16 protein-coding genes and 1 pseudogene are annotated in these 13,943 nt (G+C 49.0%); 1 reads left to right on the top strand and 16 read right to left on the bottom strand.

The genetic code is table 11. From position 1 onward, the window contains the following. Nucleotide 1 precedes the first annotated feature (1 nt). The 15 genes and pseudogenes from NC980_RS12955 to NC980_RS12885 all read right to left on the bottom strand — a co-directional run bounded on the left by NC980_RS12955 (nucleotide 2) and on the right by NC980_RS12885 (nucleotide 11,656). The gene (locus NC980_RS12955) at nucleotides 2-325 is read right to left on the bottom strand and encodes a hypothetical protein (protein ID WP_190376959.1); all 324 of its coding nucleotides are present in this window, start codon (nucleotides 323-325) and stop codon (nucleotides 2-4) included. Next, nucleotides 325-1,014 carry a phage baseplate assembly protein V gene (locus tag NC980_RS12950; RefSeq protein WP_190376958.1) on the bottom strand — a complete coding sequence of 230 codons (690 nt, stop codon included), beginning with the start codon at nucleotides 1,012-1,014 and terminating at the stop codon, nucleotides 325-327. Before NC980_RS12950 ends, NC980_RS12955 begins: the two co-directional genes overlap by 1 nt. Then, entirely contained in the window at nucleotides 1,011-2,072 is a 1,062-nt protein-coding gene (locus NC980_RS12945) for a contractile injection system protein, VgrG/Pvc8 family (protein WP_199298530.1), read from the bottom strand. Before NC980_RS12945 ends, NC980_RS12950 begins: the two co-directional genes overlap by 4 nt. A 23-nt stretch (nucleotides 2,073-2,095) precedes the next feature. Next, a complete protein-coding gene (locus NC980_RS12940) occupies nucleotides 2,096-2,779 on the bottom strand; it encodes a LysM peptidoglycan-binding domain-containing protein (RefSeq protein WP_190376957.1) in 684 nt (227 codons plus the stop codon). Then, on the bottom strand, nucleotides 2,770-3,873 hold the full coding sequence (locus NC980_RS12935; RefSeq protein ID WP_190376956.1) for a hypothetical protein: 1,104 nt from the start codon (nucleotides 3,871-3,873) through the stop codon (nucleotides 2,770-2,772). The genes NC980_RS12940 and NC980_RS12935 overlap by 10 nt, the downstream gene beginning before the upstream one ends. 10 nt (nucleotides 3,874-3,883) lie before the next feature. Next, complete coding sequence (locus NC980_RS12930; protein ID WP_190376955.1) at nucleotides 3,884-4,453, bottom strand: phage tail protein; 570 nt, start codon at nucleotides 4,451-4,453, stop codon at nucleotides 3,884-3,886. A 6-nt stretch (nucleotides 4,454-4,459) separates the two neighbouring features. Next, on the bottom strand, nucleotides 4,460-4,588 hold the full coding sequence (locus NC980_RS12925) for a DUF6760 family protein (protein WP_347272609.1): 129 nt from the start codon (nucleotides 4,586-4,588) through the stop codon (nucleotides 4,460-4,462). Nucleotides 4,589-4,593: 5 nt separating this feature from the next. Beyond that, nucleotides 4,594-4,992: a phage tail assembly protein gene (locus NC980_RS12920; RefSeq protein ID WP_190376954.1), complete on the bottom strand. Its 399-nt coding sequence runs from the start codon at nucleotides 4,990-4,992 to the stop codon at nucleotides 4,594-4,596. Nucleotides 4,993-5,007: 15 nt separating this feature from the next. Further along, nucleotides 5,008-5,460 carry a phage tail protein gene (locus NC980_RS12915; protein WP_190376953.1) on the bottom strand — a complete coding sequence of 151 codons (453 nt, stop codon included), beginning with the start codon at nucleotides 5,458-5,460 and terminating at the stop codon, nucleotides 5,008-5,010. Nucleotides 5,461-5,485: 25 nt separating this feature from the next. Then, the gene (locus NC980_RS12910; protein WP_199298529.1) at nucleotides 5,486-6,589 is read right to left on the bottom strand and encodes a phage tail sheath subtilisin-like domain-containing protein; all 1,104 of its coding nucleotides are present in this window, start codon (nucleotides 6,587-6,589) and stop codon (nucleotides 5,486-5,488) included. Continuing rightward, the gene (locus tag NC980_RS12905; RefSeq protein ID WP_190376952.1) at nucleotides 6,586-8,064 is read right to left on the bottom strand and encodes a phage tail sheath subtilisin-like domain-containing protein; all 1,479 of its coding nucleotides are present in this window, start codon (nucleotides 8,062-8,064) and stop codon (nucleotides 6,586-6,588) included. The genes NC980_RS12910 and NC980_RS12905 overlap by 4 nt, the downstream gene beginning before the upstream one ends. A gap of 24 nt (nucleotides 8,065-8,088) precedes the next feature. Then, nucleotides 8,089-8,757 carry a carboxypeptidase regulatory-like domain-containing protein gene (locus tag NC980_RS12900; RefSeq protein WP_190376951.1) on the bottom strand — a complete coding sequence of 223 codons (669 nt, stop codon included), beginning with the start codon at nucleotides 8,755-8,757 and terminating at the stop codon, nucleotides 8,089-8,091. Nucleotides 8,758-8,896: 139 nt separating this feature from the next. Then, on the bottom strand, nucleotides 8,897-9,478 hold the full coding sequence (locus NC980_RS12895; protein ID WP_190376950.1) for a DUF4255 domain-containing protein: 582 nt from the start codon (nucleotides 9,476-9,478) through the stop codon (nucleotides 8,897-8,899). Nucleotides 9,479-9,657: 179 nt separating this feature from the next. Beyond that, nucleotides 9,658-9,812 (bottom strand): annotated as a pseudogene (locus tag NC980_RS12890) (disulfide bond formation protein DsbA); the annotation flags it as partial. 17 nt (nucleotides 9,813-9,829) lie between these two features. After that, nucleotides 9,830-11,656 carry an ABC transporter ATP-binding protein gene (locus NC980_RS12885; RefSeq protein WP_190376949.1) on the bottom strand — a complete coding sequence of 609 codons (1,827 nt, stop codon included), beginning with the start codon at nucleotides 11,654-11,656 and terminating at the stop codon, nucleotides 9,830-9,832. 98 nt (nucleotides 11,657-11,754) lie between these two features. Between NC980_RS12885 and NC980_RS12880 the strand changes: the two genes are divergently transcribed. Then, a complete protein-coding gene (locus tag NC980_RS12880; RefSeq protein WP_190376948.1) occupies nucleotides 11,755-12,927 on the top strand; it encodes a polysialyltransferase family glycosyltransferase in 1,173 nt (390 codons plus the stop codon). Nucleotides 12,928-12,967: 40 nt separating this feature from the next. Here NC980_RS12880 and NC980_RS12875 read toward each other — a convergent pair whose 3' ends face one another. After that, complete coding sequence (locus NC980_RS12875; RefSeq protein WP_190376947.1) at nucleotides 12,968-13,606, bottom strand: response regulator transcription factor; 639 nt, start codon at nucleotides 13,604-13,606, stop codon at nucleotides 12,968-12,970. Nucleotides 13,607-13,943 lie beyond the last annotated feature (337 nt).

Raw genomic sequence — 13,943 nt, 5'->3', positions numbered from 1 at the left:
ACTAAATTCCTTTTACTCGCAGTTGAGCAACGGCAACCGTTAAGGGCGTTCCAGTCGGCACACAGACGGAGAGGCTATCTTGCAAGATTACGGGCTGTCCCATCGATTTGACCCGCATTGATCCACTTGTCCAGTTGGCAGTTGTGCAGGGGCCAACATTGGCAGTGGGTGGTGGATTCGAGCAACCTGCGATCGTATAAGGACTCGTCTGCAATACGGTTGGTTGTCTGCCCAATTTCACCCGCGGATTCGGCACCGTTGGTTGAGCTTGCCCACCGTGGGCGCAGATCACGGTTGCCCCTTGTTGAACCAAATAACCTGGCATTAAGTCACCTCCAACGCACCATCGTTGATCTTTACGCCCGCCAAACATTTGATGCCAATGCTGGTGTTAGCTGCGATATCACAAGTCGCGTTTGCTTTGATTTCAATCCCTTGTTGAGCATTCACTGAAAATTTGCTGCACTCAATTGCGACATTGCCGCTATTGGTGCTTAAGCTGATATTTCCTTTCGCTTCGATCGCGACATCTTTTTCGCTTTTAATCACAATCACATTGTTCTTAGAATCGATAGAAATTTCGTTGTTGTTTGTTTTATCTTGAATGACAATCTTTTCTTCTCCTTGCGTATCATCAAACAGAATCGTATGTCCGCTGCGCGATTTGAAGAGGCGTTGATTGTTTTTGCCATCCTCATTCGTGCCAGGCGGTTTATCTTGACCATTCCACAAAGCACCTAGAACATAGGGAAACTGAGGATCGCCCTGCTCAAATGCAACTAAGACTTCATCCCCAACTTCGGGCAGCAGATACAATCCCCGTTGCTTACCTGCCATTGGAGATAAAACCCTCGCCCAATCACTTTCATCGGTATCTGAGAGCCAGGGAAACTTGACCTTAACACGCCCCAGGTTGTCGGGGTCTTTGCTGTTCGTCACCACCGCGATCGTCACGCCATAGATGCGATCGTTCTGTGGGTTTCCATTGCCAAGCAAAACGTCCATGCCCATCATGCTGCTGTTCTCCTAACGGTAAATTCCGTGCGATATCCTGCTTCACCAGACATGGTGTGCGTCACTGCGACCACGTAATAGCGACCACTAAACCGTTTTCCCACCCCTTTAACCTCAATCACGCTGCCCGCTCGGATTTTAGGATTGCCCATGCAGGTGCCTTCTCCGGTAATGTAATGCAGCGCCCTCTCTTCAAGTTGTCCCTGTGCCATCGCATCGGCTTCAGCTTTACTTTGCACAGGCTGATCCCCAATCTGCCGATTGGCAGCACCAAATGCCCTTTGGCTAGCTCTGACACCGATTTGCGAACCTCCCATTGAGGCAATGCTGTTATCACCCGATTGACTGACAATTGCTTGTTTCGTTTTCCAATTCCATCCGCGCACCTCAACTTGTGTCACCTGACTCAAAAGGCTCAAGCGGGGCGAAAATTCCAGCACGTCTTGCTCGAATTCTAGGGTTGTGAGTGCCAGCGTTCGATATTGCGGCGGCTGGAAATGCAGGGTTTTATCTTCGATCCAAACTTCATAGCCGATTCGCTGCGATCGCGTCTGCAAAAATGCCAAATCGCTCACATTATTCTGCAACACATAATCCAAGCTCACCTTAGTATCCGTGACCTTTGCCAGTAATCCATTCTGGCTCGCAATCTGTTGAGCAATTTGGCTATCTTTCAACTTGATAAATGTATTCGTATGCGTTCCCCGCAGTAACCGATGACGGCGATCGTGCCCCCGCACAGTAACAGTCGATCCCTGTTCTTGCGAAAACTCTGGCTCCAGCCCCGTAATTTCTCCTACTATGACTGTTTCCAGAGTGTTACCGTAGCCCAACGAGATCGCGATCTCATTGCCCGGACTTAACCGTGAATCATCTACCCAATTCAATTTATCGTTGATCTCATCGTAAGTATTTAAGGTCATCGCAATCATACTCGGCGCTTCCAAATCTTCCGTGACCGTAATGCTTTCGACATCTTCTGCCAACTTAAGCATTGGAGCATTGTTGATCGAAATCGCATAGTTAGGAATTTGACTTGTCAGTACAGTGCTAAACATCGCAAATCTTTCCCGCTAATCACTTACAAATCGGTCGGTCGAGGCGGAACAGTCAAGCGTTGTCCCGGAACAATCTGCCGGGGATTATCCAGTTGATTTGCCGTTGCAATAATCCGCCAAAGCGCCGGATCGCCAAATTCTTCTGCGGCAATGCTACTCAAGGTTTCTCCCCGCTTCACCACTCGAATTGGATCATCGATCGGATTGCGGACTTTGAGCAGGAACGACTGATCCAGCACTTCCTCGAAGTTGCAATTCATCGTGGCGCGTACCGGAGTGCCATCTTCCAGGAAATGCGTCAGCGTTTTGGTGACAGATTTGAGAAAGCAGCGCTCTAGCAAGACATTCCCATAGCCCCAGCGCAATTTGCAAAATGGGGGCTTTTCTTTGCCCGCTTTGCGCGTTAGGTCATAAATCGGCTGAGTATAGATGCGGACATCTTCTGGGCGCAGTGTTGAAATGAGTTTGTTCGAGACGATAGAGGGCAAATTATCTGCGGCTAAGTTGCTGAGAAAGGAGTTCGATCGCAGCAAAGTTGTATCAAAAAAGAGCATCAGCGAGATGCTGGTTGGTTGATCGCGCCCGAAGAACTTGCCATTCCATTGGCTCCAGCCGCTGCGAGTCACTTGAATTTGCTGGGGATTGAACAGAGCTTTGATCGGCTTGGGTTTGCCCTCGATTAAGATAGTGAGTTTTTCTAGCGCCATCGGGTTTGTCCTCTGCGTTCACTTTCTACAACGAGGCGACGAAGAATTTTGCGTTCGACTTGGGTGGTGAGGGTATCGAGGTTAATGGGAGGTGGGGGAGGGGGAGAGGAAAAGGTGTCGGTCAAGGAGGGGGAGGAAGGGAATTCGCTGAATTGAGCAAGCTCTGGAGGAGTTCTGGAAGAGGATTGAGGGGAAGGAGTGGCTAGGTTGGGTTGGGCGAAGACGATCGGGAGTGTAGTTGCGGTTTCGTTGAGGTGAGTGCGGGTTTGCCAAGTTGCGGCAGGGGGAGCGGCTTCGGTTCCGGTGCGGACTGTAATGATAGGCGGGGACGTAGAAGCGGGAGGATCAAATTTTTTTGGGCTGGTGGGTGTGACTTGAGGTAGGGGTTTTTGCCCTAAATCTCGCAATTCTGGAGGGCTTTGAAGTGTGGGATTTCCTAAAATTTGTGGGTGAACCGTGAGCATTGGATTGAGGCGATCGCTCTGGAATGGTTTGGAAATGTTTTGTGCATAGACGATCGGTGGAGTCTGCGAACTTAGGCTAGGCGATCGCGGTGGACTGGGAGATGCGATCGTATCCGCAGATTCTGTTCGCAGCAAGAACCCTGGTTCTCGCCTCAATTCCCCAACGCTCAGATTCGTTGCATTAGAGGTGTAGTTATTCAAGTGCTCTTGCCTCGATTCTCTAATGCTTAGATTTGTTGCATTGGAGGTGTAGTTATTCAAGTGTTCCTGCTTCGATCCTTCAATGCTTAGATTCATTGAATTAGAGGTGTAGTCATTCAAGGTCGAATTTGAAATCAGAGCTGCCTGAACGATCGTCAGAGGTTCACTAGCAGTTTCTATATGCGAATGCACAACCTGAACAGAACTAGACGGCTGAGCATAGACAATCGGAATTTGCTCCGGCTGAAATACGCCAGCTTGTCGCTCTGCAAACTGAACTAACAACGGTAAATGATTCGTCATCCGCTCAGTTCTAGCCAGAATCGAATCGCCCAACTGGGAACCGATCGCACCTGGCTGCACCAAGGGACGCATCAATCGCCTCACTAAACTAAGATCTACTGCCGACTGCCAAGCCTGTTCCGTCATGCTGCACCTCCTAGAACGGCAGTTTGTCTAGAATTTGCTGCGTTCCCGTAAAGCCTGCAGCTCCCGCGATCGTCCGTGCCACCGAGAGCGCTTTCGAGGCAGCAGGCTTCGTGATCCCGTGATGCACTAATTCCAATCGTTCGATCGCATAGCTAGACCCATCGATCGCACTTAACTGCGGCCCTGTCCAACGAATTGGATAAGCATCCTTAAAGTTCCACCACATTACCGGCAGCAACTGTCGATCGAGCAACATAATCGTGCCATTTTTGCGACGAACTTGACCGTGCGCTGCATCGTCATACCAATTCCATAGCGCATTAGAATCACTTAAGCCTCGACTCAATACCAAGTTGGAATATTGAATTCGAGTCGGAAAGTGATGCGTATACTCATTCACGCCACCTTCTTGGTATTCCTCGGTTTGGAGTTGGCTTTCTAGTCCAGAAACTTCCGTGAACCCTCCAGTGAGTAGCCCTTCAATTTCGACTAGAAAGTTATAGTTCATGTAAGGCTCACGACGACTGCCCCGGAGGGTTGCGCCCGCAGAAAAAACAGCGTTTATTGGCAGAATTGGCATGGTGTTTTATGCAAGTCGGGAGGATGAATCATTCAAGGTTTGATTGATACGGGAAAGTTCTGCCACCCATTGTTGGCGTTCTCGATGCTCCATTCCCATGATCTGTTCATAAGACCAGTGAAAATGGTAGGACAGGTAAGCTACCTCCTCGCGTAGTCGGTCTGAGGGGTAGCAGGTGACTCCCCCACGGGAATCGGTTCTACCTCGAATTCTCCAGAACAATGAGGACAGGTGACGTGTAGACGGCTGTGACCGTTTTGGTTAATCCGTTGGTAGAAGTCCTGGAGATAGATGAGATCGGCGGAGTAGAGTCCTTCGATCAGTTTGGGGTTGAGTTGTTCGAGGCTGCCGAGTTGAGTGATCACCCGCGACAGCAGAATCAGAACTAGATAGCCTGGGTTTGCCTGGACACGCGGATCGCGTAGAGGAGCGATTTCATCGTAGGCAGTAGAGAGCCGCATGATGCCGTCGCGATGGGTATTGCCCTCGGCATCGACATAGCCAAGGGGAAGGGTAAAGGGAAATTCGGTAGAAGTCATGGGTTTCGTTAAAAGTTAAGTCCATTTATCAACACTGATGCCTTCATGGGCGAGTTCCAGGGTTTCGATCGCAGCCCCATCCGTTGTTGCATCCATGTCCGGAGCGGTCCAAGTGACAGGCAAACAGTTGCTCAGATTCCAGCGAATCTTTTCGGTTCCAGTTTGGTCGAGCAAAACGATCGACACTTCGCGACGATCGACGTTCCCTTTCATCACATTTTCACGCCACCTCCATAGCTCCGCATTGTTCGTAATGCCACGTTGCAGCGTAATGTTGCCGTAGGTGTTTAATCCGGGAAGTTTGCGCGTTGTGGGTGGATCGGTGCCTTCGCGATACTCCCCCATATTTTGCGATGTCGTGAGTCCGGTACATTGGCGAAATCCAGCGTGTAGAATGCCGTTCCACTCCACGTAAAAGTTATAACTCTGATAAGGATCAGGTTTATGGGGCGGTTTAATACTGGGCATACAAAGACCTCAATAGAATAGAAAACTAAAATGCGAATGCAACACCTGCATTGCCGTGAATCAAACGAACCACAATAAACTCCGCCGGACTCGCCGGAGCTAGTCCGATTTCGGTAATCACTGTGCCTGCGTCTCGCACTTCAGGAGGATTCGTTTCCGCGTCACACTTGACGTAAAACGCTTCTGCGGGTGTACTGCCCTGAAGCGCCCCTTGACGAAGTAACGCCTCACAAAAGGCAGTTAACTCGCGCTCAATCCTGACCCAAAGCCGGAATTCATTCGGCTCAAACGCCACATCTGCAAACGTGCGATCGCACCATCGCGCTAACGTCACAAACAATCGCCGCATATTGATATAGCGCCAATTCGCATCCGGACTCAGCGTCCGCCCACCCCAGATCCGAATGCCCCGTCCAGGCAGCGATCGCAAGCAATTAATCCCCAATGGATTCAGTCGCGCTTGGTCGGCATCCGATACCGCTACACTCAGATCGACGACTTCTTCAAGCCGAATATTAGCAGGCGTTTGACCAATTCCCAGGTCGCGATCGCGCTGGGCATAGATACCCGCAATATGACCACAAGGGGGAATCATTCGACTGCCCACCTGCACCCACGGAAAATACAACGCGCCAAAAGCAGCGCATTCGGAGCTAGAAAGCCGCGCCTGCTGAACCAGAACTTGAGTCGGCAAGGCATCTAGAATTGCAAAGCGATCGTTCAATGCCTGACAATGCTCTAGAAGCTGAGTCTGCATTCGGAGAACCGTCTCAACATCGAAGCGAACCAGATCGGGAACACAAATCAGATCGAGGGCATTGATAGTGGCTAATGCTTCCAATGCCTGTTCTAATGCAGCTTCGATCTCTAGAGTGTCGTTCAAGCGAATGACATAAGCAATGTGTCCGCCATTGCTAAAAAAGCCTTGCACTGCATCTGAGAGATATCCCTCCGACACGGGTTCACCAAACCGTGCACTAAATTGAGTCCACAAGGTTAGGCGCTCTGGCTGATTGATTGTTCCTTGGCTCGCAAACCCAATGAATGCGGGGACACCCGTTAAAAACTCTGGAATTGGTTTGGGAAATAGATCTTCGCGGTAGATGCCTGGGATCAGATAGCTCGTCACGATCCTTGCTCCCCGCTCGATTGACTCAGCTTGAAGATCACAAATTCCGCAGGCTTGACCACGGCAACGCCAATCTCTGTCACTACTTGACCTGCATCGCGAATTTCTGGTGGATTCGTTTCCTCATCGCATTTGACATAAAACGCCTGTTCCGGCGTATTGCCAAACAGCGCCCCTTCTTGCCAAGCAATCAACAAAAACGCATTGATATTGCGACGAATCTTAGCCCAGAGATCGGGTGCATTCGGTTCAAAGACTGCCCATTGCGTACCTTCGTCGATCGATTCCCGCAGGTAGTTAAATAGCCGACGAATGTTGATGTACTTAAATTCTGTATTTCCGTCGCCGCCGAGCGTCCGGGCACCCCAAATGCGGATATTACCATTCAGACTCCGAATGCAGTTGATGCCATGTGGATTGAGCTTGTCCTGCTTACTCCGGCTGATGTCATACTTCAAACCCACTGCACCTAACACGGTTTCGTTGGCGGGCGCTTTAAACACACCCCGTTCGGCATCTACCCGCGCGTACACACCCGCTATGTGACCACTGGGCGGCGCGTAAATCGTCTGACGACTCGCGGGGTCAAACACTTGAATCCAAGGAAAATACAACGCGGCATAGTCCGAATTATCCGGGATTACTTTCTGTTGATTGTCGGGTTTGAGTAAGCCGAGATCAAGGCTGCCATTGGTTTCGACTTCTAATGGCGCATCAAAAATTGCAACTCGATCGCCCAAGCCCTCACAATGTGCCGCAATACTCGTCAGCACTGTTCTACTGGTGATTCCTGGGGCTGCCACGATCGCAATGTCATCGATCGCTTCAAACTGTTCTAGGGCTTTGTCAATCTCGCCCTCTTGATTAATCCACACCACATAACAACTGGTGCCGCCATTTCGGAAAAATCCAAACACCCCATGAGCCAGCAAATTCTGCCCTGCATTGTCCGAGAAATCACCAAAGAATTTTTTGAACTCTGAAAAGTTTGTACAGAGCTTAACTTGATTCGCCGTTGCAAGCGTTGAAGATACAGGTGTCGCTACCGTTGCAGCAGGGGCAGGAGTTGCGGTTTCTTTGAGTTGGAAAAAGCCCGTAATTTCAGCCTTGTTATCCGGAGCATCTCCAGTAAATGTAAGGGTTGCCTTCCCATCTTGCAGGGTCAGTTGCACATCTTGGCGTTCAGTAGTACCTACAAAAAATCCAAACGTTCCCGCAGTTGTCACTACTTCTGCGCCTTCAGACTGCGGCAAATCAAAGCTTTTTTTCCGGCCTGTTCCCGTTCCAACGGCAGTCGGTTGTTCTCGTGATCCAATCGATCGAGTCGTTACTGTAGGCACTGCCGAGGCGGGCGCACTGGCAGCCCCAAATACCCCAATAAATCCCGCCGTACTGGTTCCGACTCCTGCGATCGGCGCTGATCCAGACGGCACTTCCTTAACATACACACCCGGAGATTGGTAGGCTGAAACCATAGTCACTCCCTAGTCTTTAGTCGATTACTTGCGCGTCAAAGTCAGATCCAACGATTTCATTTCGCCCACGCTCAACCAAACGCCTGACGTGGCGCTCTGATACCCTTGAGCCGAAACCGTTACCAATGGTCTAGCGGACTGAGAAGCGCGATCGCGCCGCCACACTTCTAGTCCAGTCAATCCATAATCGCCATTGCGATCGCTAAACACCGCTACAGCATTGCCCTCAATTTGCACTTTCGCCATCGCCACCGGTTTTTGCTCCGAATCTAGGATTCGTCCTTTAATTCCCGTGGGTGGCAAGCTGAGATTGGCGATCGCAGCTTCGCTCGTCACGTTGAGATTCTCGACTTGACGCGTGCCATAGCGAGTCCCCAGATGCGGCAAAGCGACTTGCAAACTGTAGATTCCATCGGGCAGATCGATGAAATAGTAGTGACCGTCCAATGCGGTGTAGGTCACTAGAAGCAAAGCATCCTGTTCCTGCACTAACGTCAAAGTTGGATTCAGTTGAATCCGCCCGTCTCGGTTGAGCACATGCTCAAATGGCAAGGCTTTGAGCGCAAGCCAATGGTTGAAAGCAGTTGACACTTGCCCAAGTTTGACCTCAGCACCTGAAATCAGCTCGCCTGTTTCAGCATCACTGACGATGCCCGCGATCGCAACTTGATGTTGGGTTGGTTGCAACTTCATCCATGTTGCCACTTTAGAACCTCGCTTTCGGGACAATGTAGCCTTTGTTCTTTTGGTCTAGGGTCAATTCTGAAGTAGCGAATTCGCTTTAGCCATAACCAATAGGATTTCTTCAGCTTTGATGTTGCAATCTTGCAATTCAAATTTGCGTACTCATGACTAAAGGCACGGATTGTTCAGATTCATCCTCAACCGGAAGCGCGATCGTCACGGTATAGTTCATGGCTGGTTTGGGTCTGCCACCCATTGCCTGCCAGAATTCTCCTAAGCTTTGTAATTGGGGTGGGCGCAGTGTCAACGCTCTAGGAACGGGGTCTTGATCGCTCAAACTTCCCTGAAGCACTGCTTTGGGAATTGTAGGGTGACGTAGCAGGGCTTTCATTACTTCCCCCAATAAGCGGTGTTCGGTCTGAAAATCTGCTGGGTCTTTTGCCCAAACTGTTACTAAATAAGAGCAATCGATCCGCACGGGAGGACGCTGCCGAGTCGCGCTCCCATTGCCCTGGCGCTGCACCGTCCACTCAGTGTTTCGCAGCTCCAAATTTTCTCGCACATCGTAAAGAAAAAGATCGATCGCAGGTAGACTGATTTTCTTTGTGAACTCTTGATCGGGTGTAGCAAAACTAATCGTCACAGGTGTCCGTGCTTCCGAACCTACCAGGCTAGGAGGTAATTCTCGTTTGAGCAGTTCTTCTAGGGTGCTGTCTAAGTCATTGAGCATTGCAGCAGCTATCCTAATCGGTTAAAGTAACTCTCAACTAGTAGCCCAGGTTTCTAAAAACACACCCTTCGTCATAACAATTCTTCAAGGTTAGGATGTGATATACGAACGAGACTCGTTTGTATTGCTTTAAGCGATCACTCCGAAAGGTTCATTAATAAATTAGTCTAAAAACTTAACTAACACCAGGATTGTTCATTGAGAGATTGTGCAACAATTCGCAGATATTGGCTTCGATCACGCAGTAGCCCACATTTCCATTCAGTCTTTGCCGTCCTTCGTTAAAAATCAAGATAGGACTCACAGAAACCGTGTGTTCTTTCATCAATCAGAACATTGCTTTTTCTAGTATCACTGATAACCTGCCGCTTGAATTGCAAACAAATGCGCGTATCGTCCCCCTAACCTCACCAATTGTTCGTGGCTCCCTTGTTCCACAACCGCACCTGCTGACATCACAAGAATCCGATCCGCCATTCGGACGGTTGAGAATCGATGTGAAATCAAAATTGCCATCTGATTCGGGGTCATTTCGCGAAAACGATCGAAGATTTGTACCTCTGACTCTGCATCCATTGCAGAAGTCGGTTCATCTAACACCAAAATATCGGCGCTAGTTCGCATAAAGGCACGCGATAGTGCAATTCGCTGCCATTGTCCTCCCGATAGCTCTCGTCCCGTTTTGAACCATCGCCCTAAACGGGTATCAAATGCTTCTGGCAGTTCTTTGATAAAGGAAAGGGCGTTGCCTTTGTCGGATGCAATCTTCCAGCGATTGCGATCGTCTAAGTTCAACACATCGCCCACACCCACATTCTCGCCGACGCTAAATTGATAGCGCATAAAGTTCTGGAAAATTACACCGATTCGGCGCTGCAATGCTTCGAGCTTCCAGGCTTGCAGATCTAATCCATCGAGCAGAATGCGTCCCGAAGTTGGCGTATAGAGTCTTGTGAGCAGTTTGATCAGCGTTGTTTTACCCGAACCGTTTTCACCAACGATCGCTAATTTTTCTCCGGGCTTGAGATGAAATGAAACGCGATCGAGTGCAGGCTTATCGGCTTCGGGATAGTAGAAAGTCACGTCTTCAAAGCGTAAACCGTCGCCGGGTAAGGTTCCCTGCGTTGCACTACCTTGCGATCGAGGAATGTCTTGACCTAGAAATTCGTAGAGATTCGATAGATAAAGCGAGTCTTCGTACATTCCACCAATTGAAGTCAGAATTGATGCAAACGCGCCCTGTCCTTGACGAAAGACGATCAGGTACATCGTGAGTTCACCGAGTGAGATGTTGCCTGCGATCGTTTCCCACACAATCCACACATACGCCCCGTAAAATGCAGCAGAGCTTACTAATCCCAGCAAATAGCTCCAGATGCCCCGGCGGACTGTCAAATCCCGGTCTTCAGCGTACAATCGCCCGAAGATAGTTCGATAGCGATCGAGCAATAATTCGCCCAACTGATACAGCCGAATTTCCATTGCAGGCGACTCGTTGGCGATCAGCCATTCAAGATAATTCTGTTCGCGGGTTTCAGGGGTGCGCCAGCGAAACAACCGAAAGGCTTCCCCAGCAAATCGCGTCTCTGCAATAAAGGCAGGAACGGCGGCAACCATCAGCATCACCACTGCCCAAACCGAAAATCCGATTAACAAACCGCCATACGTAATCAAAGTCAGCGAGTCTTGCACAATGCCAAACGTGCGACCGACTAAGCTGAGGGGACGGCTTGAGGCTTCTCGTCTTGCCCGCGTCATTTTGTCGTAGAACTCTGAATCCTCAAAGTGTGTCAAATTCAGCGTTAACGCCTTTTCCAGAATCAACTCATTCACTTTCTGACCGAGCAGCACTCTCAGCAGCGATTGCACCAAAACTAAGCCTTGCTTACTGCCTGATTGAATCGCGACCATCACCGCTTCAAAGCCCAGATAGCCTAATGCTGTCCAGCGATCGTTCTCCAGTCCCGTTCTTGATGCTAATACCACCGCATCGACAATCAGCTTACCTGCATACGCAACCACTGCAGGCACAAGCCCTCCAATGAGCGTAAACAGTGCCAGAACGATCGTTAAGCGTCGATTCGTTGTCCAAACTAGCTCGATCGCCCGTCCGCAATAGCGAAAAATCGATAGAAATTGAGTAGTGCTCCTGAAGAAGCGTTGAAGTCGTCTCTGCATTCTTTTACGATAGCGTTTGATTGTGCAGTTGAGGAAGAGAGAATGCAGCGATCGCCAATTTGTAAAGATAAGTTGTTCCACACTCTACCGAATCAAGCATGAAGCGCATTGTTACTTGTCAGGGAAGCATTCAACTCATCGCGGCACTATCCGCACTGTTCTACCGGGATCGATCGGGCACAGCAAATGTTCAAAACTATCTTGTCATCTACGAGCTTTATGCGCCAGAGCAGCAGCATTATCAGTTCGCTGAATTCATTCAGCGCATGGCGGAATCTGTGTGTGATTGGGAAAAGATTGTTTATCTCACCCCAAAACAACTAAACGCGATCGGATATCAGTTAGATTCCACGCCACCCCACCGCATTTACAACAAAGTTCATCAATGGATTGGCTTAGATGATGCAGACGAACTGTATCTCTGTCGCAATTGGCAGTTCACAAATCAACTATTAAGCAATGCCTATCCTTCTGCAAGTCGAATTTGCTACGGCGATGGCATTGGATTGTATTTTTCCGAACATTCTGCTGTAGTGCGTCGTCCTTTCACACCCCCGCCCACGCCGAATCAGGTGATCGCTTGGACGCGGTGGAAACTACGATCGCTCTATCATCGAATTCGCGAACGCTTAAAGCTGAAAACCAAGCTGTATTTGATGCCATTTGATGTCGGCTATTTTGTGCTGCCAAAAATCTTTGGTGAAACGCCGCCAATGCCGATCGTTCAATTAGCACCCTCCAACTTACTCACCTGGTTCGAGCGGTTTACCTCTTTTGTCGATGCGGCTCAGGTAGCGAAAGTACAAGCGGCGATCGAAAACTCACCTGTTACAGTTCTGCTCACCTCTAATTTTTCAGAAGGCGATCGCTTGCCTCAAGAACATGAGATTCTTGCTTATCGAGAATTCTTAACCTCATATGAAGTCTTCCCGAATAGCGTTTTAATCATTAAACCGCACCCCAGAGATGATCTGAATAAGATTTACCGTTTGAAAGAAAGCTTATCGGATTTATATCGCGAGATTGTGGTGCTTACTGAACCAAACCTGTTCTTTTTGCCGTTTGAAGTCTTTTTTCTAAAAGCTTTCCAAACCTTTGAAATTCGTGTGTTCGCATTTAGCTCAGCTTGTCTATCTCTAAAACTTCTATTTGATGTTCCTAGCTTTATTGGTTTTGGCACAGCACTAACAACTTGCTACTTTGCTCCAGAATTTGTTGCCGCCCGATTAGAACATGAGCAAGTTCTACAAAACGCGATCGCACAGCTTTAGAATATTCCCATGATTAGAGCACTTCGTAAGCTCCTACGCCTCATTCCATATTATTTTCGATAATCCAGCGCGATAGTTCGGTTCGATTGCTCAACAGCGTCTTTTTTAACATATGACTAATGTGACTTTCGATCGTCCGCTTACTCGCATTCAGTCGCTGAGCAATCTCTAAATTCGACAATCCCTGCGCTACCAATCGCGCCACAGTTAATTCTGTATTCGTCAATCTCACGCCATCAGGCACTGCAATTCTAGACTCTGCTCGTTTGGCTCGACTTTGCTGAATCAACTGAGACGATCGCAGCGCTGATTCAATTTGCGCGTTCAACTCTGCAAGATCAAGCGGCTTGGTCATGTAAGCCATTGCACCCGCACTTAATCCACGCACGCGATCGTGAGTTTGATCCCGTGCAGAAAGAAAAATAATTGGAATCCAATTACTTTCTGGTGATGTACGGAGAGTCTCTGCAAACTCATAGCCATCCATTTCCGGCATTCCAACATCTGAGAGAATCAGATCCGGCTTCACATCGCTTAACCGCTCGATCGCTTGTTTCCCCGTTCCGGCGGTGGTCACCTCATAACCGTGGTGTGCTAAATATCCAGTCATCAGCGTGACAAAGTTTAGATCATCATCGACCAATAGAATTGAACTCTTTCTGTCTACTTGCAAAACCATACCCTCTGCTATTCGTATCTTTAGTCGAGTTTGATGAGCGTTCAGTATTCCATCCTGTTTAGGACTGACCCGATTGTCATCCGCATAAACGTCTGCTTCAAATTTCCCTAACGACCCAAAAATTACGTAAGTACATTTCCCTAATCTCCGTATTATTACTCAATCTCTCTTTTCAGAAGAAAGTGATTCTCTCGATCGTTGTCGGCTCACTGCTGATCAAAGTACCACTCCAGCTAGGCTTCGCGCCATTTGTTCACCGGGATCTCGCCTTCAAGCGCTTCTCTGTTCTCAATCGTAAAAACCAGGATAATGCTGACTCAGCGCCAGAAAAAATCCG

This window comes from Leptolyngbya sp. AS-A5 (assembly GCF_039962495.1).
Taxonomy (GTDB): domain Bacteria; phylum Cyanobacteriota; class Cyanobacteriia; order Leptolyngbyales; family Leptolyngbyaceae; genus Leptolyngbya.
Note: the sequence above shows the minus strand (reverse complement) of the source record. Positions and strands in the feature narration are given on the sequence as shown.

Excerpts from the sequence above, each read along its gene's own strand:
- NC980_RS12955 (WP_190376959.1), bottom strand. The coding sequence starts at position 325 with ATGCCAGGTTATTTGGTTCAACAAGGGGCAACCGTGATCTGCGCCCAC.
- NC980_RS12950 (WP_190376958.1), bottom strand. The coding sequence starts at position 1,014 with ATGATGGGCATGGACGTTTTGCTTGGCAATGGAAACCCACAGAACGAT.
- NC980_RS12945 (WP_199298530.1), bottom strand. The coding sequence starts at position 2,072 with ATGTTTAGCACTGTACTGACAAGTCAAATTCCTAACTATGCGATTTCG.
- NC980_RS12940 (WP_190376957.1), bottom strand. The coding sequence starts at position 2,779 with ATGGCGCTAGAAAAACTCACTATCTTAATCGAGGGCAAACCCAAGCCG.
- NC980_RS12935 (WP_190376956.1), bottom strand. The coding sequence starts at position 3,873 with ATGACGGAACAGGCTTGGCAGTCGGCAGTAGATCTTAGTTTAGTGAGG.
- NC980_RS12930 (WP_190376955.1), bottom strand. The coding sequence starts at position 4,453 with ATGCCAATTCTGCCAATAAACGCTGTTTTTTCTGCGGGCGCAACCCTC.
- NC980_RS12920 (WP_190376954.1), bottom strand. The coding sequence starts at position 4,992 with ATGACTTCTACCGAATTTCCCTTTACCCTTCCCCTTGGCTATGTCGAT.
- NC980_RS12915 (WP_190376953.1), bottom strand. The coding sequence starts at position 5,460 with ATGCCCAGTATTAAACCGCCCCATAAACCTGATCCTTATCAGAGTTAT.
- NC980_RS12905 (WP_190376952.1), bottom strand. The coding sequence starts at position 8,064 with ATGGTTTCAGCCTACCAATCTCCGGGTGTGTATGTTAAGGAAGTGCCG.
- NC980_RS12900 (WP_190376951.1), bottom strand. The coding sequence starts at position 8,757 with ATGAAGTTGCAACCAACCCAACATCAAGTTGCGATCGCGGGCATCGTC.
- NC980_RS12895 (WP_190376950.1), bottom strand. The coding sequence starts at position 9,478 with ATGCTCAATGACTTAGACAGCACCCTAGAAGAACTGCTCAAACGAGAA.
- NC980_RS12885 (WP_190376949.1), bottom strand. The coding sequence starts at position 11,656 with ATGCAGAGACGACTTCAACGCTTCTTCAGGAGCACTACTCAATTTCTA.
- NC980_RS12880 (WP_190376948.1), top strand. The coding sequence starts at position 11,755 with ATGAAGCGCATTGTTACTTGTCAGGGAAGCATTCAACTCATCGCGGCA.
- NC980_RS12875 (WP_190376947.1), bottom strand. The coding sequence starts at position 13,606 with ATGGTTTTGCAAGTAGACAGAAAGAGTTCAATTCTATTGGTCGATGAT.